At 39.1% G+C, this 19,325-nt stretch carries 16 protein-coding genes and 8 tRNA genes; 11 read left to right on the top strand and 13 right to left on the bottom strand.

The window, feature by feature from the left end; translation table 11 throughout:
• Positions 1-195: 195 nt before the first annotated feature.
• The 6 genes from ACERCF_RS01130 to recN all read left to right on the top strand — a co-directional run bounded on the left by ACERCF_RS01130 (position 196) and on the right by recN (position 7,338).
• A complete protein-coding gene (locus tag ACERCF_RS01130; protein WP_373624313.1) occupies positions 196-1,107 on the top strand; it encodes a D-alanine--D-alanine ligase in 912 nt (303 codons plus the stop codon).
• Positions 1,107-1,898: a cell division protein FtsQ/DivIB gene (locus tag ACERCF_RS01125; protein ID WP_373624312.1), complete on the top strand. Its 792-nt coding sequence runs from the start codon at positions 1,107-1,109 to the stop codon at positions 1,896-1,898. Before ACERCF_RS01130 ends, ACERCF_RS01125 begins: the two co-directional genes overlap by 1 nt.
• Before the next feature lie 23 nt (positions 1,899-1,921).
• Positions 1,922-3,193 (top strand): cell division protein FtsA, encoded by a 1,272-nt coding sequence (gene ftsA, locus ACERCF_RS01120; protein WP_373610294.1) that lies wholly within the window; start codon positions 1,922-1,924, stop codon positions 3,191-3,193.
• 30 nt (positions 3,194-3,223) lie between these two features.
• A complete protein-coding gene (gene ftsZ / locus ACERCF_RS01115; protein ID WP_373624311.1) occupies positions 3,224-4,450 on the top strand; it encodes a cell division protein FtsZ in 1,227 nt (408 codons plus the stop codon).
• A 30-nt stretch (positions 4,451-4,480) separates the two neighbouring features.
• Positions 4,481-5,401, top strand: a complete 921-nt coding sequence (gene lpxC, locus ACERCF_RS01110) for a UDP-3-O-acyl-N-acetylglucosamine deacetylase (protein ID WP_373624310.1) — start codon at positions 4,481-4,483, stop codon at positions 5,399-5,401.
• Between the two features lie 257 nt (positions 5,402-5,658).
• Positions 5,659-7,338: a DNA repair protein RecN gene (gene recN / locus ACERCF_RS01105; RefSeq protein ID WP_373624309.1), complete on the top strand. Its 1,680-nt coding sequence runs from the start codon at positions 5,659-5,661 to the stop codon at positions 7,336-7,338.
• Between the two features lie 351 nt (positions 7,339-7,689).
• Here recN and ACERCF_RS01100 read toward each other — a convergent pair whose 3' ends face one another.
• The 7 genes from ACERCF_RS01100 to gltX all read right to left on the bottom strand — a co-directional run bounded on the left by ACERCF_RS01100 (position 7,690) and on the right by gltX (position 14,528).
• Positions 7,690-8,619, bottom strand: coding sequence for a major capsid protein (locus ACERCF_RS01100; protein WP_373624308.1), 930 nt, complete (start codon positions 8,617-8,619; stop codon positions 7,690-7,692).
• The gene (locus ACERCF_RS01095; protein ID WP_373624307.1) at positions 8,619-9,071 is read right to left on the bottom strand and encodes a hypothetical protein; all 453 of its coding nucleotides are present in this window, start codon (positions 9,069-9,071) and stop codon (positions 8,619-8,621) included. The genes ACERCF_RS01100 and ACERCF_RS01095 overlap by 1 nt, the downstream gene beginning before the upstream one ends.
• A gap of 10 nt (positions 9,072-9,081) precedes the next feature.
• Positions 9,082-9,654 (bottom strand): hypothetical protein, encoded by a 573-nt coding sequence (locus tag ACERCF_RS01090; protein ID WP_373624306.1) that lies wholly within the window; start codon positions 9,652-9,654, stop codon positions 9,082-9,084.
• Positions 9,651-9,968, bottom strand: coding sequence for a Mor transcription activator family protein (locus ACERCF_RS01085; RefSeq protein ID WP_373624305.1), 318 nt, complete (start codon positions 9,966-9,968; stop codon positions 9,651-9,653). Before ACERCF_RS01085 ends, ACERCF_RS01090 begins: the two co-directional genes overlap by 4 nt.
• 333 nt (positions 9,969-10,301) lie before the next feature.
• A complete protein-coding gene (locus ACERCF_RS01080; protein ID WP_373624304.1) occupies positions 10,302-12,743 on the bottom strand; it encodes an integrase arm-type DNA-binding domain-containing protein in 2,442 nt (813 codons plus the stop codon).
• Positions 12,744-12,935: 192 nt separating this feature from the next.
• Positions 12,936-13,011 (bottom strand) — tRNA-Ala (locus ACERCF_RS01075).
• A gap of 77 nt (positions 13,012-13,088) precedes the next feature.
• A complete protein-coding gene (gene gltX, locus ACERCF_RS01070; protein ID WP_373610307.1) occupies positions 13,089-14,528 on the bottom strand; it encodes a glutamate--tRNA ligase in 1,440 nt (479 codons plus the stop codon).
• Positions 14,529-14,709: 181 nt separating this feature from the next.
• Between gltX and ACERCF_RS01065 the strand changes: the two genes are divergently transcribed.
• The 4 genes from ACERCF_RS01065 (at position 14,710) to ACERCF_RS01050 (ending at position 15,186) form a co-directional block, all read left to right on the top strand.
• A tRNA-Val gene (locus ACERCF_RS01065) sits at positions 14,710-14,785 on the top strand.
• A 49-nt stretch (positions 14,786-14,834) separates the two neighbouring features.
• Positions 14,835-14,910 (top strand) — tRNA-Val (locus ACERCF_RS01060).
• Positions 14,911-14,986: 76 nt separating this feature from the next.
• A tRNA-Val gene (locus ACERCF_RS01055) sits at positions 14,987-15,062 on the top strand.
• Positions 15,063-15,110: 48 nt separating this feature from the next.
• Positions 15,111-15,186: transfer RNA gene (locus ACERCF_RS01050), tRNA-Val, on the top strand.
• Positions 15,187-15,317: 131 nt separating this feature from the next.
• Here ACERCF_RS01050 and mltF read toward each other — a convergent pair.
• The 5 genes from mltF to ACERCF_RS01025 all read right to left on the bottom strand — a co-directional run bounded on the left by mltF (position 15,318) and on the right by ACERCF_RS01025 (position 18,023).
• The gene (gene mltF / locus ACERCF_RS01045; RefSeq protein WP_373610308.1) at positions 15,318-16,826 is read right to left on the bottom strand and encodes a membrane-bound lytic murein transglycosylase MltF; all 1,509 of its coding nucleotides are present in this window, start codon (positions 16,824-16,826) and stop codon (positions 15,318-15,320) included.
• A gap of 117 nt (positions 16,827-16,943) precedes the next feature.
• A tRNA-Arg gene (locus ACERCF_RS01040) sits at positions 16,944-17,020 on the bottom strand.
• 63 nt (positions 17,021-17,083) lie between these two features.
• Positions 17,084-17,160: transfer RNA gene (locus ACERCF_RS01035), tRNA-Arg, on the bottom strand.
• A 13-nt stretch (positions 17,161-17,173) separates the two neighbouring features.
• A tRNA-Ser gene (locus tag ACERCF_RS01030) sits at positions 17,174-17,268 on the bottom strand.
• Positions 17,269-17,480: 212 nt separating this feature from the next.
• Positions 17,481-18,023, bottom strand: a complete 543-nt coding sequence (locus ACERCF_RS01025; RefSeq protein ID WP_373624303.1) for a hypothetical protein — start codon at positions 18,021-18,023, stop codon at positions 17,481-17,483.
• Positions 18,024-18,113: 90 nt separating this feature from the next.
• Between ACERCF_RS01025 and ACERCF_RS01020 the strand changes: the two genes are divergently transcribed.
• The gene (locus ACERCF_RS01020; protein ID WP_373624302.1) at positions 18,114-18,965 is read left to right on the top strand and encodes a thymidylate synthase; all 852 of its coding nucleotides are present in this window, start codon (positions 18,114-18,116) and stop codon (positions 18,963-18,965) included.
• A gap of 52 nt (positions 18,966-19,017) precedes the next feature.
• Here ACERCF_RS01020 and ACERCF_RS01015 read toward each other — a convergent pair whose 3' ends face one another.
• Positions 19,018-19,308 (bottom strand): HU family DNA-binding protein, encoded by a 291-nt coding sequence (locus ACERCF_RS01015; RefSeq protein WP_279611707.1) that lies wholly within the window; start codon positions 19,306-19,308, stop codon positions 19,018-19,020.
• Positions 19,309-19,325: the final 17 nt, after the last annotated feature.

Here is a 19,325-nt window from a genome sequence, read left to right as displayed (position 1 = left end):
GTTTTTGTGATGAAAGTTATCGGCTCTCTAAGCTACACAACGAAGTGCTTTCAAGGGACGAGACGAGATGCCGATAACGGGTTGTGTTGCTTAGTTTAACTCATTTGAGATATACAAGGGACGGGCCCTGTGCCCGTCTGTCGCAAAGATATTTTTCGGACAGGCACAGGACCTGTCCCTACAGGATAGATTACTATGTCAATTAAAAACGAAAAAATTGCAGTGTTATTTGGTGGCGTTTCTCAAGAACGTGAAGTTTCGCTTAACTCAGGTGCAGCAGTAACAGAAGCATTAAGAAGTCTAGGCTATGATGTTGAAGGTATTGATACCAAAGAGTTTCCGATTGAAAAGCTAAAAGAAAAAGGTATTCAACGTGTATTTAATATTTTACACGGTGGCATTGGCGAAAATGGCGTGCTACAAGGTGCATTAGAGCAAATGGGAATTCCTTATACAGGCTGTGGCGTGATGGCATCAGCAGTAACACTAGATAAATTCCGTACCAAATTATTATGGAATGCGGTCGGTTTGCCAACCGCTGATATGGTCGTAGTTCAACGTGGGCAAGCGGTCGATTTTGATGAAATTATTGCAAAATTAGGTTTACCTGTATTTGTAAAACCATCTTGCGAAGGTTCAAGTGTGGGGGTTTTCAAGGTAAAAATCAGAGAAGAGTTAGAACCAGCTATTCAAGAAGCATTAAAATTTGACTCTATTGTGTTAGTAGAAGAATTTTTAGCCGGTAATGAATATTCTGTGCCCGTGCTAGATGGTCAAGTTCTGCCTGCGGTACAAGTGATCCCAGACGGAGAGTTTTATGATTATCACGCAAAATATGTGTCTGATAATACTCAATATGTTGTGCCAGCTTTGAATAATGAACGTCAAGCTGAAGTGACACAATTAGTGAAAGCTGCTTACGATGTCGTTGGTTGTCGTGGTTGGAGCCGTATTGATGTGATGGAAGATGGTAACGGTAAATTCCGTTTGGTGGAGGTTAATACTAATCCAGGTATGACAAGCCATAGTATCTTCCCTAAATCAGCCGCAACGGTGGGGATTTCATTTGAAGCATTAGTTGAGCGTGTATTGGAGTTAAGTGCTTAATGGGGATTTTCCGCAAAAAAAACAGCACAAATGTGCGGTTTAATGTTATTAACCCAAAAACGTCGGTTTCTTCTCGTAAATGGTTAGTATTCATTAAACCATTAATTGTGTTATTATGTACACTATTTCTATTTGGTGTGTATAGTAATTGGCAAAATATACTTGAAAGTTGGGATAAAACCCCGATTCGAGCCTATGCTCTGACCCATAAAACACAATTTACAACAAATGCGGATATTCGTGAAACTTTATCTGGAGAACCTGCTCTAAAAGGGTATTTCGGGCAAGATATTCAAGAGGTCAAAAATAAACTTTTATCTATCCCTTGGGTCAAAGATGTGGTCGTTCGTAAGCTTTATCCTGATCGTTTAAGTATTACCTTGTTAGAGCATAAACCTGTTGCAGTATGGAACGATGTTAATTTCGTGTCGGATCAGGGTGTTGTATTTAGTTTACCGAAAGATAGATTAGATAAAAATGGTTTGCCTTTATTGTATGGGCCAGATTCACAGGGTAAGAATGTATTAGAGGCTTGGAATAAAATTCGAGCTGATTTAAATGCCCGTAAATTAGACCTGACCTCTGTGTCTGTCGATAATAGAGGCTCTTGGACGATTAAATTATCTAATCAAGTCGAGTTGCGGTTAGGTAGGGGAGAGTGGACGTCTAAAATTGATCGTTTTGTAACAATTTTCCCTGAAATTAATATTCCTGAGGGTAATCGATTGGCTTATGTTGATCTGCGTTATCCGCACGGAGCGGCAGTTGGATTTAGCCCTATAAAAAATTAAACGTTTAGTGAATATAAAATAATATGACAAAAGCAGCAGAATCAAAAATTATCGTGGGTCTCGATATTGGCACATCAAAGGTGGTTGCCGTTGTTGGCGAAGTATTACCTGATGGTGTGATTAATGTAATGGGAGCAGGTGTTTGCCCTTCTAAAGGAGTTGATCGTGGTGGTGTAATCGATCTTGATGCCGCCGTTAATTCTATTCAACGAGCGATTGAACAAGCTGAATCTGTTGCGGACTGTCAGATTATGGGCGTAACTCTTGCGATTTCAGGGCAACATATTGTTGGCTTAAATGAAGCCGGTTCATCAACATTATCGGGTGGAATTGTTACTCAAGATAATATTGAAAGTGCTGTTGATATGGCAAAAGCCATTAAATTACAAGATGGTCTGGAAACATTACATATGATTCCACAGGAATATCACGTAGATAGATTACCTGCGACTAAAAACCCAATTGGGTTATCAGGTATGCGTTTACAAGTTCAAGCCCATTTAATTGCTTGCCATCAAGCGTGGCTTAAAAATTTAAAAAATGCAGTAGAACACGCAAAATTAAAAGTCGATCAAGTTGTTTTCTCAGGGCTTGCATCAAGTTATTCTGTTTTAACAGAAGATGAAAAAGAGTTAGGTGTTTGCTTAATTGATATCGGTGGCGGTACGATGGACGTATTGGTTTATACCGATGGAGCGTTAAGATACAGTAAAGTTATTCCATTTGCAGGAAATAACATTACAGATTATTTAGCTCGTGTATTTACTACATCTCGGCCAGAAGCGGAAAGCCTTAAAGTAACTTATGGTAGTGCGATTTCTCCTCCAACTCATAATGCAGACAAGAAAATTGAGGTAGCAGGGTTGGGTGGACGTATGGCAAGAACTTTTACTCGAGCTCAAGTTGCAACGGTAACATCACAATGTTACAACGATTTATTGAAAGTAGTTGAAGATGAACTTATGCAGCTACGCAATGAATTATTCCAAAAAGGGATAAAGCAAGAACTTATTGCTGGTGTTGTTATTACAGGTGGTGGCTCACAAATTGAAGATATTGTAGAATGTGCTAAATCTATTTTTGGTTCGCAAGTGCGTGTTGGCTATCCTCTCAATATTACAGGTCTAACCGATTATGTGAATAAACCTCAGTATGCAACAGCATTAGGGCTTTTACAGTATAGCCATTATAATTATACTGAACAAAGTACAAATAAAGATTCTAATGAAGATATCTTTGCACCAATTGGGCGTGGTACCAAGAAAATTATCGATTTCTTCAAATCAAAATTTTAATAGTGTTACATAACACGCAGGGAGATAAAAATGTTTGAACCTATTATTGAACAAACGCAAGATGCTATCATCAAGGTAGTGGGTGTTGGCGGCGGCGGTGGTAACGCTGTGGACAGAATGTCACGTTCTGCTGATGATATTAAAGGTGTTGAATTCTTTGATGTAAATACTGATGCTCAAGTATTAAGAAAAAGAACAACACGCCAAACTATTCAAATTGGTGCAGCAACAACCAAAGGCTTAGGTGCAGGTGCTGATCCTACTGTCGGTAAACAAGCGGCTGAAGAAGATCGCGAAGCTATCGCTAATGCATTAAAAGGTGCGAATATGACCTTTATTGCTGTTGGTATGGGAGGGGGGACAGGTACAGGTGCTGCTCCAGTTGTTGCTCAAATTGCAAAAGAACAAGGATCTTTAACCGTTGGGGTTGTAACGAAACCTTTCCGATTTGAAGGTCCTCGCCGTATGCGTTTTGCGGAACAAGGTATTAAAGAACTTTCTCAATACGTTGATTCTCTAATTATCATTCCAAATGATAAATTACGTGGTTTAGGCAAACAAACAACCGCAGTAGATGCTTTTGCTGCAGCAAATGATGTATTAAGTAATTGCGTACTTGGTATCACTAATATGATCACCAGTTCCGGTGGTTCTACTGGTGCTGATATTAACGTAGACTTTGCTGATGTGCGTACTGTTATGTCTGGTAAAGGACACGCAATGATCGGTACTGGTTTTGCTGAAGGTGAAGTAGGCGAAGGTCGTGCAGAAAAAGCAATGAATGATGCCATTTCAAGCCCATTACTTGAAAATGTCGATATTTCAGGTGCAAATGGTATGTTGATTAATATCAGTGCAGGGACAGATTTCTTATTAGAAGAAGTTTATGCTATGATGGATTTAATTTATGGATTTGCAACTGAAGATGCAGCTATTGTATTTGGTTGTAACTACTATCCGGAAATGGACGGAAAAGTAAGTGTTACTCTTGTTGCTACAGGTATTGGGCAGCCGGAAGAAACATTGCCTAAAGTTCCACCGTTATATCAACCGCCTCTAGTGAATAGAACACCACCACAGGTATTGCAAGATCCGTTTAACCAACAACCTTCGGACTTTACTCAGCCACCAGGTTATGGTCAACCTAACCAATTAGATGGTCAGCCACGGGTACAACAACTGGCTGCACAATCGGTTGATACAGCACAAATTTTTAACCCTAGATCAATTCCGGGTTTTATGAGAAATAGTCAATAACTTCCAAAATTTGGAAAGTAAGGACACACTATGATTAAACAAAGAACATTAAAACAAGCAGCAAAAGTAACAGGTATTGGCTTGCATAGCGGTAAAAAAGTAACTTTAACGTTACGCCCTGCACCGGCAAATACTGGGGTTATTTATGCCCGTACCGATTTAGAGCCTGTTGTTTATTTCCCTGCAAACGCAGACTCTATTCGTGATACTAAGCTCTGCACTTGTATGGTAAATGATGATGGCGTTCGTATTTCAACTGTAGAACATCTAAATGCAGCAATATCAGCATTAGGCTTAGATAATGTGATTGTTGAAGTAGATGCGCCTGAAATTCCAATTATGGACGGTAGTTCAAGCCCATTCATCTATTTATTATTAGATGCAGGCATTGAAGAGCAAGATGCACCGAAGAAATTTATTCGCATTAAAGAAACGGTTCGTGTTGAAGAAGGCGACAAATGGGCAGAATTAAAACCTTATGATAAAGGGTTTAAACTTAATTTCACGATTGACTTTAAGCACCCATTGATCTCGAAAAATGTATGTAGCTATTCAATGGATTTCTCGGCTCAAAACTTTATTCAGCAATTAAGTCGTGCAAGAACATTTACATTTATGAAAGATGTTGAATATCTTCAATCTATTGGTCTAGCATTAGGCGGTAGCTTAGACAATGCAATTGTGTTAGATGACTACCGAATTCTGAATGAAAATGGCTTACGCTTTAAAGATGAGTTAGTTCGCCATAAAATGTTAGATTCAATCGGCGATTTATATATGTGTGGCTACAATATTCTTGGTGAGCTTACTGCGTATAAATCAGGGCACGGCTTGAATAATAAATTACTGCGTGCAGTGCTTGCAAATGAAAATGCGTGGGAATTTGTAACCTTTGAAGATAAGCAACAGATCCCACAAGGTTATCAAGTTCAGCAAGAAATTTTTATTTAATTTAGTGAATGATAGAAAAGACGAACAGAAATGTTCGTCTTTTTCTTTTGTAAATTTTTAGACACAAAACGCATTGTGTTTTGAACATTGGATTTGCCAACGGCTCCGTAGGAGCGAACAAAATTGGGAACAATTTTATGAGTAATAACCACCGTTTGTAACTGTGTAAATTTCCAGTTTTTTTATTCTTTTCTCTTTACTGTTCAAAAAAACAGTTGTACTATATGCCCATACAGTTAATTTGTGCAGGGTTTAGTATGCTAACTCAACTTACTATCAATAATTTTGCGATTGTTCGCCATCTTGTTCTTGAACTAAATGAAGGAATGTCTGTAATTACTGGCGAAACAGGAGCGGGTAAATCCATTGCTATTGACGCATTAGGATTATGCTTAGGCTACCGTTCAGAAAGTGGAATGATACGCAACGGTGCAGATAAAGCCGATATTACCGCTACTTTTTTGATGCAAAAAAACAGCCCGGCTTATTTGTGGTTAGAAGAACACGAATTGCTTGATGAAGATAACCCACAAGAATGTATTTTACGCCGTATGATTAATGTTGATGGGCGTTCAAAAGCCTTTGTAAATAATCGAGCATTGCCTGTTTCGCAGCTGCGAGAACTAGGGCAATACCTTATTCACTTAAATGGTCAGCACGCTCCTCAACTACTATTAAAGCAAGAGTATCAGCTTGAAATTGTTGATAACTACGCTTCCATACAGCCTCTATTGGCTAAAATGGCAAAACAATATAGCACTTGGAAGGACTTGAACAAGCAGGTAAGAAATTTCCAGCAGCAATGCCAAGAAAATGAAGCTCGTAAGCAACTATTGCAATATCAAGTCGAAGAATTAGATGAGTTTGTGATTAGAAAAAATGAATTTGAAGAGATGGAAGAAAAATATAATGTGCTGTCTTCTTCCGAAGAACTGACCGAGCTTTCTGATGAAATAATGAATTTGCTCAGTAATGATGGCATTAATGCAAATGATCTGATTTATAAAGCAATACGCAATGCGGAAAATTTAGTGGAAGTAGATAGCCACTATCAAGGTGTGTTGGATATGCTTAATGAAGCCCTAATTCAGGTGCAAGAGGCGAGTTCCGAAGTCGCACAATTAGCGAGTAAAATCGAGCAAGATCCAGAATTATTACACGAATTAGATAATCGTATTGCTCAAGCAATCTCGCTTGCTCGTAAGCATCATATTCAACCAAATGAATTATGGCGATACCACTCAAAATTAAAAAACGAGTTACAGGCGTTACTTGATTTTGAAGATAATGAAGAACAGCTTATCCAAGATGAAAAACAAGCTCATCAGCAATGTTTAGCATTAGCTGAAGAAATCTATCAAAAACGAACAGAAGCAGCAAATAAACTGGCTCAACAAGTTACAAAGCAAATTAAACATCTAGCGATGGAAAATGGCGAGTTCTTTATTAAAGTGGAACATAATGTGAAGAAGCTATCGCCAAATGGAGCAGATTTAGTGGAATTTAACTTATGCAGCAACTTAGGGCAGCAAGCTCAACCCTTATCTAAAATCGCATCAGGGGGCGAACTTTCCCGTATTTCTTTGGCTGTACAGGTATTGACTGCGAATAAGCTCTCGACACCAACTATTATTTTTGATGAAGTGGATGTTGGAATTAGTGGCTCGGCCGCAACAACGGTAGGTAAACTATTGCGTGAATTAGGCAAAAAATGCCAAGTGTTATGTGTTACTCATTTACCTCAAGTGGCAAGTTACGGGAATCAGCACTTCAATGTTCAAAAATATGTTGAAAATAACCAAACTGAAACGCAGATGACATTACTCTCTGAAGATAAGCGTATTCACGCCTTAGCTCGATTATTGGGTGGAAGTAAAATTACTGAAGCCGTATTAGCGAATGCGGAAGAAATGTTAAAGTTGGCAGGAAATAGCTGATTAGAAAACAAAAATCGCATCAACATTTCTGTTGATGCGACTGGAATTTGGGGGTAAACACAACTAAACTAAAGCGATTTTGTATTGAAAATAAAGAATTTTCCATTTTGTTAAATCTTATTTGGGTACTATTTTGGGTACTTTTTTACAAAATCAAACGGGTTTAAATGAATGCAAATGAACGCATATATTAAAAAATCTATGAAACAAAGTACAATCAAACTTTATTAAGTCCGCCAAATTCAACATAAAACAACATAATCCCGCATTTTTGCTATAACACAGTAGGAACGGCAAGGCACAAGCCGAAAAATGCAAAATAGCCCCATTTCGGGGCTAGTTAAGCGGAATTTAGCGGGTCAAGCAATCTTTGATTAGGTAGCCTGCCGATTTACCGACTAAGTGCGGTTTGTGAATGTCCGTGCAACGGATAATTTCAACTTTTCCGCCTTTTTCCTTGTAGGTATCTACAAACAATCCGCCTTTACGGCGAACGGTATAGCCGTATGATGGTTCGTAGATTTTGCCTTTCTTCTCAATCGCTAACGGGGAAACGTAAGCAAGAATAACGCAATCGCTCCAAATTTTCTTTAATTCTCCGCTTTCTTCCTTCATCGCACCGCCAATTTTAACGTATTTCACGCCGATAAGTTCAGCGAACACTTCGGGCGTTAAAATCGCCGTGCGTGTATATTTGATACGTTCTAATAGTGTCTTATTCTGTTTTAGCATTTCCCATACATCGCCGGCAATAATGCAAACGTTGGGCTTTCTACCTGTACCGGTTGAAATAGCATTAATAGCGGTATCAAACACAGGGATTGGGTCGGCTTCAAGGTTGGAGAATTTCGCCTTAGCCGCTAGGCTGATTTTATTCGCCGTGTCGTAGTTATCGGCATTCTGTGCAATGCCTGCAACTTCTAATTCACGCCCTAATGCGATTACATCTTGCGTGACGTTTAAGGCGTATTCTTTCAGTTGATAGCTTGCCTCTTGTTCTTCACGGTAATCAATCGGGTATTCAATATCGTGTTCTTCCAGCTCTACGTTGATAGTTGTAATATCTTCCGGCGTTAAGCGGTTGCTATCGCCGTGCAACTGTCGAACGGTGGATTGTTGGCGGAATGCCAAACGCCCAAATTGTGGAATTTTGCCCGCTTCTTTCGGAATTTCCACTACTGGCATTAACATATCCGCCACTAATTCAGCGTTATGATAGCCTTGTGCAAGCTGATTTAAAATCGGGTCTTGAATGCGGTGTTTTGCGGTTTCTTGTGTCATTAATTAGCTCCTTGAGTAATCATTTTAAATGCAGTGCGATAATCTACGTTTTTGGCGTTCATATACGCCTTGATTTGCTTATCCAGCTCAATCACTTCAAACGGAATATCTTCCGCATAGTCTGCCGTTTCTGTGTGATTTGGGTCACTGCCAAAAGCTCGTTCAGGCGTTGCATATTCGCCAAAGTGAAGAATTTGCGGTTGAGCTTCTAAGAAGGCTTTCACTTTACCGGTTAAGCTCTCGCCCTCATTAAAATCTAACGTTTCCCCATAATCGTAGGCTTCAGCATAATTAAGCAATTCAACGACTTTATCTCTTGCCACAGGGGCTAGAATGCCTTGTGAAATTAGCTTCCCTGTGTAGTCGTGAATATCCGCCTTAGATTGCTCTCTTAACTGCTCCTTTAATTGGAGGTTTTCAGCCTGTAGGCGGTCAATTTCTTCTTGTGTCATTGTGGTTCTCCTAATGGTTAAAAATATGGTGAATAGCCTCTCTATAGCTCATTCCTGTGAGGTTTTGCATATATATGGCTTTTTCGTGGATAGCTTGGGCGGTGAGTTCTTCATTGAAAAACTGCATGCCGTGCTGGTTAAAATTGATATAATCGCCAAAATTGGCGGCTGCCTCTTTGATTGCCTCAATAGGTTTCGGTAAGCCTTTAACGGCTGGGGCTAACGCCCCTAAAAATCCAACGTGGCGTAAATAATAACGGTTCGGCATAGGGCTATTATTTGAGGTTGGCAAATAGAAAGAGGCTGAAATATTGTTATATTCTCCGCTTAAAATATGCCGTTCTAATTGCTCGTTCACTTGGCTTTCTGCAAATAAAACGCCGTCTTGCACAAACATTTTATTTACTTCGCCATAAGCGGGGGCATTATGTTCTGGGTGTCCTAAAACAAGTGGAGCGGTAAAAATGGCTTTGTTGTAATTCTCCGCAATTTGATTTAATTCACTTTCGCCCCAAATGGTTTTTATACCGTTGGCGGAAATATGCGTACCTGTTTTAAATATGGCAAAAATGGCGGTTTTCATTTTAATTTCTTCTTGTGTTTATTAATGATGTTATAAATTGCTTGTAAAGAAAGCCCATATTTTCTTGATAATTCAAAATGATTTGAGCCGTTAAACTCTTCCAGAATTAAAGAATTTCTAGCACTTATTTTAGTGGTGTTTTCGATGGGGATATAAATAACCGTCCCCCCTAGATATTTATATATTCCATTTAAAATGGCGTGTTTGATTTCATTCAAGTTACCGCCTTTTTGAAGTCCTTCCTCAATAGCAACTCCTACTTGTTCAATAAAAAAAGAAAATATTTGTGGGCTATTTTCTTTACTACCTCGCATTTTCACCTCTTTATTTTTCAGCTTTCTATAATAAGCACTTTAAAGCATTTTAAAGAAAATGTATTTTTAAACTCCTTTAAAGAAATTCCCGTTTACAAGCGGTCAATTTTTCTAAAAATTTGCAAAATTCTAAAAAATAAAAATTTGTTGAAAAAACTTTCCCTAATTCCCTAAAAGTGTGTCAAAGCCTTTTCGGATAAGGCTTTAGTCTTGGGGAAAGTTTCAGGGAAACATAGGGGAAAGATGATTTTTAAACTTTCCCTAAACTGTTTTTAGCTACTCAAAGGCAATAAAAAAGGGGCGGAATAGTCCGCCCCTGTACTCTGTTTTTGTTTATCCCTGCCACTCATTTAGCGTGGCTTCTCGATTTTTCCATTGAACATTTATTTTTGGTGTCCCGTTGGTTTTTAGCTGTACTATTTCGCCTTGTTCTCCTGTTTCCCTTAATGCTTCGGGGAAGGCTGTTTTAAAATAATTTAGGTTTAGTGTTTGCTTTAATCCAATACAGTCGCAATAATGCAAATAGGCTTTATATAGTGCATTGTTCACCGTCGTTTTACTGTTTGCATAATTGCTTCCCCATTGTAGCCCTTGTGTGCAACTGCCGATAATTTTAAACGCCTTAGCAAATTCTATTAAGTGGTTGGCTTCCCGTTTCACACTATCGCCCTCTCTGCTTGCTTGATAGTTTTCAAGGAGCTTTCTTGCTGTTTCAGGTTCAGGAAAGAGAGAAAGCAATTTATTTGTAATGCCGTAAATTTCGCCTTTCACTTTGTCAATAAAATTCACGTCTTTTTTATCTTTAGGAATAGCCCTTTCAAACGGAATAATAACCCGTCTTCTGGCTATTCCGCCGTTTTGGTCTCTAAAATCAATCGGGTAGTTTGTACTCATCATAAATACAACAGTCGGCGTAAAATCTTCAAATCCTTTATAATAGATTTGGGCTTTTAAGGTATCGCCACCGGTAAGGCGTTTTAGTCCGTCTGCCGTGCCGGTGTATTTGGCTTGGTCGGGGCTATATGCGAAAGTTTTTCCCATTAAGCCGGCAATGATTTTAGGTTCTTCAAGCCCTTTTATATCAATTACGCTCGTGTTGAACCGCCCGTTTAAGATCGTAGCAATTTCACCAAATACGCTTTTACCTGCCCCTGCTTTGCCGGTTGCTTCAATAAATAGCCCCCACTGATAGCGGTTAGTCAATACCATATAAAGCCCTGCTAAAATGGCATTTCTGCGTTCTGTACTGTCGCTTGATACAAACGCTAACCAATCATCAGGTGTATCTTGGCTTTCGGTATTCAGCGAAAAATCCTCTAATGCTCGCAAAAAATGCGTAGGGCTATGCGGTAAAAATTGCCCGGTTTTCTTATTAAGCACGCCATTCTGAAAGCCGATTAAATCCGGATTTTCAGGCGGTAAGCGTTCTATTTCTAAAATGGCTAAATCGGCTATTTTGCTGATTTTATGCGGCGAGTAATTGCGATCATTTGCGGATTTTAGAAAATTAGCAATTTCCCGCCTAAATTCTTCTTCATTTAGGCTTATCCACGCTTTGCCGTCTTGTAATCTGTAGGTTTCTCGCCTTAATGTATCACGTCTAAGCGGTTGTTCTTGCCATTCTAAAAACGCTTCTACAATATCAAGCGTATTGAGGCTTTTATCACTTAAATCAAGGGCTAAAGGTTGGCGTTTTCGGGTTTCCTCCGCCACCGTTTCCGCTATTGTTTCCCCTGCTCGGGTGCGTTTGATGTAATCGCTTGCGTTTTCCAGCGTTTGCCCTATATTGTCGTAAAATAGCACGGTTTCCGCTTGCGTGTGCTTTGCAAGGTTCGCACAAATGGCGGTTTTATGGGGCTCGCTTAATCCGCCAAACTGATAAATACTAATCACTTTGCGATTTTCAGGGGCTATGCGTAGGCTGTGCAATTCTTCTAGCTGTTTTTCGCCTAAAATTATGGGCGGATTTTTGCTATCTGCCTTTTCTAAATCAATTTCCGCCCATTCAGCTTCTACAGCTTCGTTTGGGCGAACCATTGTTAAAAGTTGGAAATGAATTAGGGCTTTTGTGTTTAGCTGAATATTAGCCTCTGCTATTGTTTGCAGTAGTTCCGGTATTTCTTCAGTTTTAACGTGCGGATTATTCTGTTTTTTGACTTTCTTGAGATTCTTCCCAATTTTAACGCAAGGATTGAAGGGAATAAGCCCGCCATTTACTGCAAAATCAAGAATATTATTGACATAACTCGCCAAACGGTTAGCCATATCATACTTTTTTTGAGCTTCTAATTCTTGCAATGGAACACTAACAAGAGTGGGGACTATTTCGTTGATTGGGTACATTCCTAGAGAGGGCAATAAATGAAGCTCAATACTTCCCCAATATTTATTAATGGTTTCATTTTCTACCTCGCCTTGCTTCTTCGCCCGCCATTTTTCCGCTATGGCTTGAAAGGTGTTTGAGTTGGCTAGCTCTTGTTCTTTTTCTAACTGCTTAAAATGCACTTGCGGATCTATCCTTTGAGCAAGTAAAGCATTGATTTCATCACGTTTAATGCGTGCTTGTGCAATGCTAACCGCCGGATAGTTGCCGATAGTGTGTTTTGTTCGTTTCTTGGTTTGTGGGTGGTTGTAACGAAAACGCCATACTTTTACACCGGAGGGATAAAGCTGTAAAAATAGCCCGCCCCCGTCTGTGTATTCATTCTTGCCGTTTTCGCTATATTTGAGGCGTTCCACTTGCGTATTTGTTAGCTTGTTACTTGCTCTTGCCATAGTTCCCAATTTCTCTAAAAGTACCCAAAATTTTAGGCATTATATCGCTTGGGTACTGTTTTGGGTACTATTTTACAAAATCAAATGAATACAAACGAACGCAAATAAACGCATTAGAAATAAAAAAAGCCTTGAAAATCAAGGCTTCTAAATGGGTTTCAGTTCAAATAAATTTAACTGAATTTATTAATTTGGTGGAGGTAAACGGGATCGAACCGATGACCTCTTGCATGCCATGCAAGCGCTCTCCCAACTGAGCTATACCCCCGATATGGGCGGAATAATATGCTTTCCGCTTGAAGATGTCAATGGCTTTAGGTAATGATAAAGCTGATTGATTAAAAACTAACTATTCGTTTGAATAAAGTGGATTGCTTTTTCAAGGCGGGTTAATGTTTTCTCTTTACCCACTAATTTAGCTGTAATATCCATAGAAGGCGATTGCCCGCTTCCTGTTACCGCTAAACGGAATGGCATACCTACTTTACCCATACCAATTTCAAGTTCAGCCGCTGTTTGGTTCATCGCTTCGTGAATATTCTCAACCGTCCAATCATTACAAGCGGTCAATTTTTCCAATAATTTTCCAAGTGGAGCAACCGCTTCCGCTTTGAAGTTTTTAGCGGTGGCTTTTTCGTCATACGTCTCAAACTGTTCATAGAAATAACGGCTGCTTTCGGCAAGCTCTTTTAAGGTTTTACAACGCTCGCCCAGTACAGGGATAATTTCTTCCAATTTTGGACCGCTTGTGAAATCAATGCCTTGAGCTTGCATATGCCATTCAAGATGTTTTGCCACATAACTTGGGTCAAGACTGCGAATATAGTGCTGGTTCAGCCACTGCAATTTTTCGGTATTGAATGCACTTGCCGATTTGCTTACAGAATGAATATCGAAAAGCTCAATCATCTCTTGACGTGAGAAGATTTCTTGATCGCCGTGCCCCCAGCCCAAACGCACAAGATAGTTAATTAAGGCTTCTGGTAGGTAGCCGTCATCACGATACTGCATTACACTCACTGCACCGTGGCGTTTGGATAATTTTTGACCATCATCTCCGTTGATCATTGAAACGTGAGCATAAGTTGGTACAGGAGCTCCAAGCGCTTTTAAAATATTAATTTGGCGAGGGGTGTTATTGATATGATCTTCACCACGAACAACGTGGGTAATACCCATATCCCAGTCATCAACAACCACACAGAAGTTATAAGTTGGAGAACCATCAGTACGGCGGATAATTAAGTCATCTAATTCACTGTTGCTGATTTCGATACGACCACGCACCGCATCATCAAATACCACAGAGCCTTCTTGAGGATTTTTAAAACGCACAACGTGTGGTGCATCTACCGAATGGGGATGATCGCCTAAACAGTGGCGGTCATAGCGAGGTTTCTCTTTGTTTGCCTCTTGCGTATTGCGTAATTCTTCCAAACGCTCTTTTGAGCAGTAGCAGCGATATGCCGTACCTGCTTCAATCATCTGGTCGATCACTTGGTTGTAGCGGTCAAATCGTTTTGTTTGGAAATAAGGACCGTGCTCCCACGCTAAGCCAAGCCATTCCATACCTTCAAGAATAGCTGCCGTTGCTTCTGGGGTTGAACGTTCCAAATCGGTATCTTCGATGCGTAGTACAAATTCGCCATTATGATGTTTTGCATATAACCAAGAATAAAGTGCGGTACGAGCACCTCCAACGTGTAAATAACCTGTTGGACTTGGTGCAAAACGAGTACGAACTTTTACATTTGGATCTAAAGGGAAAAGAGTTTCAATTTTCATTTTGTATTGCCTAATTATTATTAGTAAAATTTTAAGAAAAACTTGTCTATTTTACTACGCTTGAGGGCGAATAATAGTAAAAAGTTACATTTCTGGAGTAAAAAATCAGCAAACAGGGCGAAAAGCGTAAAAAGGGTTTGACGAAAGAGCAAAAATCTCTATAATTCACTTCCACAACAGCGGGCGATTAGCTCAGTTGGGAGAGCACCTCCCTTACAAGGAGGGGGTCACTGGTTCGAGACCGGTATCGCCTACCACTTCAACTTTAAGTGTTCTGTTGTTGTAACAATCTAGTTATTTGAAAATGGGCGATTAGCTCAGTTGGGAGAGCACCTCCCTTACAAGGAGGGGGTCACTGGTTCGAGACCGGTATCGCCCACCACTTCAACTTTAAGTGTTCTGTTTTCAAATTCCCTTTGATTTGAAGTCTTACATAAACAATAATTTTTGTTTAAAGTGGGCGATTAGCTCAGTTGGGAGAGCACCTCCCTTACAAGGAGGGGGTCACTGGTTCGAGACCGGTATCGCCCACCACTTAAGACTAAAATCATAAACTTCAAACTGCGATTATTCGTATCTGAAGGGCGATTAGCTCAGTTGGGAGAGCACCTCCCTTACAAGGAGGGGGTCACTGGTTCGAGACCGGTATCGCCCACCACTTTTCTTATTAATCAATTTTATAAATAAAAAATCCCTTTCAAGCTGTAACTCAAAAGGGAAGTGTATTATGCTTCTTGCTGCATTTGCATAAATGCTTTTCTGCGTGAAGCAACGAGCCTTTTTCTGTCCTTAATTTGTTTGATCTGGCGTAGGCGTAGCTTCCTCGTTGGTAGGCTTTTCTTTTTCTTCAGTCTTCTCATCAGTCCTATCCTCCTGTTTTATATGACTATCAGATAAATTTTTTTGTTCTTGCTCTAGCTTTTTCTGTTCTTCAATGCGTTGATAATTGATGATACTACCATAATAACGGCGGATGTTTTCAACATATTGTAATGCCTCATAGCCTCTCGCATAGCCATATTTCAGATTAGTATAATAGCGTTTTTCGGCGAGTAGTGGCAGATTTTTTTTCACATCTAACCAATTATCCGGATCACCGCCTAATTGTTTGGTTAATCGACGTACATCTAATAAATGCCCTAATCCCATATTATAAGCAGCTAAGCTATACCAAATTCTATCTTCTTGTGGAATAGTTTCTGGCATCTGTCTCATCAACATATGCAGATATTCGGAACCTGCTTTTATACTCTGAGCAGGGTTAGTTCTATCTGAAATTTTCATTCTATCAGCGGTATCTTTTGTTAGCATCATAATACCACGCACACCCGTTGGCGAGGTTGCATTGGGATCCCAATGAGATTCTTGGTAAGCAATAGCCGCTAGCATTTGCCATTCTAAATCGCCTTTATGGGTCCTAAAAAGTAGTTCATATTTAGGCAAAATGGCTTTAATTGCTCTTAAATAGCTCTGAATATCAACATAATCAAATTTTTCCAAATGATTAAAATATTTCTCCTCAATGCGTGAAATAAGCCCATTCTCTACAGAATCGGACATAAAATCTAATAAAGCAGCTTGTAATTCGCTGTAAGAACTATTTGCTAAATACCATAATACAGGATTTTCATCTGTCAAATCAAAGCCTACTGCGAGATTAGGGTTAATATGCTGTACGGAAGAAATATCAACTGACATCGCTATAGTATGTGGAATTTCGCCTTGAGCGACTTTTAATAACAGCTCTTCTTGAGTAAATTTATCTGAAATTTGCCACTTTAATTGAGGATTTTCTTGCTTGAGCTGATTAAGTATCGGAATAACTGCAGAGCCATTTGGAATAATGACATTTTCTTGTAAATCTGAGAGTCGATATGGTCTTGTAGTGCCTTTCTTATAAACCACTTGCCAAGAAGCAGAGTAATACGATGGTCCGATTTGGAAGGCTTCATTTAATTCTGGATGATAGAGTAAACCTGCGGCTGCAATATCAATCTCATTATTTTTTAATGCTTCAAATAATTTTTCACTACTATCGTAACTTTTTACTTCAAGATTAACCTTTAGATATTGTGCGAAGGCTGTTGCTAAATCATATTCAATCCCGCTTTTACCTTCAGGACCGACAAAATAGGAAAGAGGGTGGTTGATCATTCCCACTTTCAAGTTTTTACTTTGTTGAATTTGCGTGTAGTGATTAGCTTCTGAATGAATAATTTTTTGCCAAGGGAAAATCATATCCCAAGCCCAAAGCAAGAGAGCTATTGCGATAAAAAGGCGAGCAATTAATCCTTTCAATTTAAAATCCTCATTTATTCAACTAAGAGCTAAGTCTAGCTGAAATTATAGCTTAACGGAATAATAGTTTAATTAATTTAGTAATAGAACGGAGAAAAAGAAAGAATTTAAATGAAATGGCGCACCCGAGAGGATTCGAACCTCTGACCGCTCGGTTCGTAGCCGAGTACTCTATCCAGCTGAGCTACGGGTGCGTATTTGAAGATTGTGAGAATTTAGTTTATCAGCGACCATTTTATTTTAGAGTGGAAATAGAATGGCGCACCCGAGAGGATTCGAACCTCTGACCGCTCGGTTCGTAGCCGAGTACTCTATCCAGCTGAGCTACGGGTGCGTGATAAAGTAAATGGCGGTGAGAGAGGGATTCGAACCCTCGATAGAGCTTTTTAACCCTATACTCCCTTAGCAGGGGAGCGCCTTCAGCCTGCTCGGCCATCTCACCACTCACTGTGTCTGTGGGCGACATATTACTAGAATTTAAAAAGATGTCAAATTCTTTTTCCTGAAAAAGTTAAATTCTAGTGTGTTTGCCTATGTAATAAGCAAAACGATGATTTTTTAAGTTTTAGCGGATAAATATTAAACATTTCATAATCTTATAAAAAAATAGAGCGGTAAAATTTTCTGAAAATCTTACCGCTTGTAGTTTAAATCCTATTTTTTCTTACTTTGAGGTTTCTCTTTGTTTTCATCTTCTGCAATAGTTTTTACACAAAGATGCAAAATTTGCTCAACACCATTTTTAATGTAGTCATCGCTGCGCACTTCATTTTTTTGTAAATCTAGCATTGCATCGTGAATACCTTGCGTCATACTTGTTGATTGTACTAAATCCCAGCAGTTTGGATCTAAATGGTTGAAATTACCTTGTAAATCTGCAGCATAAAGCACCCCACTATAATAAGCATAAACATTATGATCTAGCATTCTGTTTATCGTCATTGCACGAATTTGTTCAACAGGTAAGGAAACTTTTTTGGTATACCAATCATTTACGCCATTCATAAATGAATTAATATCATAAGTTTCGTTTACTCTATCTTTATAGGTTTGAGCGGTTGCACCATAAGCAATTGCATAAGATTTTTGATCTACTTCTGCTTCATTTAAGCGCGTCCAACCACCTTTATTTGATGAACAAGCAGCTAAAAATGCCACTACGGTAATCATTAAAATAGATTTAATTGCTTTTTTCATATTTATAACTCCTTATTGTGTTTGTCATAAAGTTTTAGCTATTTTACCGAATAAATGGCAAAATTACTTAAAAATTTTATGAGGGTCAATATGAAACAGTATTTAGATTTATGCCATCGTATCGTAAATGAAGGAAAATGGGTAGCGAATGAACGCACAGGTAAGCGTTGTCTTACGGTGATTAATGCAGATTTAATCTATGATGTTGAGAAAGGCAAATTCCCATTAGTGACTACTCGTCGCAGTTATTGGAAAGCCGCGATCGCAGAGCTTCTTGGCTATATTCGAGGCTATGACAATGCCGCTGATTTTAGAAAACTAGGCACGAAATCGTGGGACGCAAATGCAAACGAAAATGCTGCTTGGCTTGCTAATCCTTACCGTAAGGGTGAAGATGATATGGGCTTAGTTTATGGAGCAGTTGGGCGTAATTTCCCAAAACCTGATGGTGGCTCTGTGGATTTACTTCGTCAAATCGTCGATGATTTGAAAAAAGGCGTGGATAATCGGGGCGAAATTTATACTTTCTATCACCCAGGTGCATTTCATATGGGTTGCTTACGTCCTTGTCTCCACAGCCACCACTTTTCATTGCTTGATGGTACACTTTATCTCAATAGCACTCAGCGTTCGGCAGATGTTCCTCTTGGCTTAAACTGGAATATGATCCAATGTTACACTTTCCTTGCGTTAATGGCACAAATTACAGGGCATAAAGCAGGGAAGGCTTTCCATAAAATTGTAAACGCTCATATTTATGAAGATCAACTTGAGCTAATGCGTGATGTGCAGCTAAAACGTGAGCCGTTAAATGCACCGAAATTAATTATTAATCCTGATATCAAATCACTTGAAGATTTAGAAACTTGGGTAACTTTAGATGATTTTAAAGTGGAAGGTTATGAATACCACCCATCTATTCAATATCCATTCTCTGTTTAATAAAAAAGCCTAGATATATTATCTAGGCTTTCTTTCGGATCGTTAAAAAGAATTATTTTACTAAGTCTTTTAATGCTTTACCTGAAACGAATGCAGGTACTTTAGCTGCTGCGATTTTGATCTCTTCACCAGTTTTTGGATTACGACCAGTGCGTGCTTTACGCTCATTTACTTTAAATGTACCGAAGCCGATTAATTGAACAGGATCGCCTGCTTTTAAACTTGCAGAGATTGCATCAAGAGTTGCTTCTAATGCTGCTTTAGCATCTTTCTTAGTTAAGTTTGCACCTGCTGCGATAGCATCGATTAACTCAGTTTTGTTCATAGTTTTATCCTCTAAGATAGTGTTTTGAATAAATG

The organism is Mannheimia kashgarensis (assembly GCF_041807705.1).
In the GTDB taxonomy this organism is placed as follows: domain Bacteria; phylum Pseudomonadota; class Gammaproteobacteria; order Enterobacterales; family Pasteurellaceae; genus Mannheimia.
Note: the sequence above shows the minus strand (reverse complement) of the source record. Positions and strands in the feature narration are given on the sequence as shown.

Bases quoted from the DNA above. Each gene is read 5' to 3' on its own strand.
- ACERCF_RS01085 (WP_373624305.1), bottom strand. From the start codon at position 9,968: ATGCGAGGTAGTAAAGAAAATAGCCCACAAATATTTTCTTTTTTTATT.
- ftsZ (WP_373624311.1), top strand. From the start codon at position 3,224: ATGTTTGAACCTATTATTGAACAAACGCAAGATGCTATCATCAAGGTA.
- ACERCF_RS01080 (WP_373624304.1), bottom strand. From the start codon at position 12,743: ATGGCAAGAGCAAGTAACAAGCTAACAAATACGCAAGTGGAACGCCTC.
- ACERCF_RS01090 (WP_373624306.1), bottom strand. From the start codon at position 9,654: ATGAAAACCGCCATTTTTGCCATATTTAAAACAGGTACGCATATTTCC.
- ftsA (WP_373610294.1), top strand. From the start codon at position 1,922: ATGACAAAAGCAGCAGAATCAAAAATTATCGTGGGTCTCGATATTGGC.
- ACERCF_RS01100 (WP_373624308.1), bottom strand. From the start codon at position 8,619: ATGACACAAGAAACCGCAAAACACCGCATTCAAGACCCGATTTTAAAT.
- lpxC (WP_373624310.1), top strand. From the start codon at position 4,481: ATGATTAAACAAAGAACATTAAAACAAGCAGCAAAAGTAACAGGTATT.
- ACERCF_RS01125 (WP_373624312.1), top strand. From the start codon at position 1,107: ATGGGGATTTTCCGCAAAAAAAACAGCACAAATGTGCGGTTTAATGTT.
- ACERCF_RS01025 (WP_373624303.1), bottom strand. From the start codon at position 18,023: ATGAAAAAAGCAATTAAATCTATTTTAATGATTACCGTAGTGGCATTT.
- ACERCF_RS01130 (WP_373624313.1), top strand. From the start codon at position 196: ATGTCAATTAAAAACGAAAAAATTGCAGTGTTATTTGGTGGCGTTTCT.
- gltX (WP_373610307.1), bottom strand. From the start codon at position 14,528: ATGAAAATTGAAACTCTTTTCCCTTTAGATCCAAATGTAAAAGTTCGT.
- ACERCF_RS01020 (WP_373624302.1), top strand. From the start codon at position 18,114: ATGAAACAGTATTTAGATTTATGCCATCGTATCGTAAATGAAGGAAAA.
- ACERCF_RS01095 (WP_373624307.1), bottom strand. From the start codon at position 9,071: ATGACACAAGAAGAAATTGACCGCCTACAGGCTGAAAACCTCCAATTA.
- recN (WP_373624309.1), top strand. From the start codon at position 5,659: ATGCTAACTCAACTTACTATCAATAATTTTGCGATTGTTCGCCATCTT.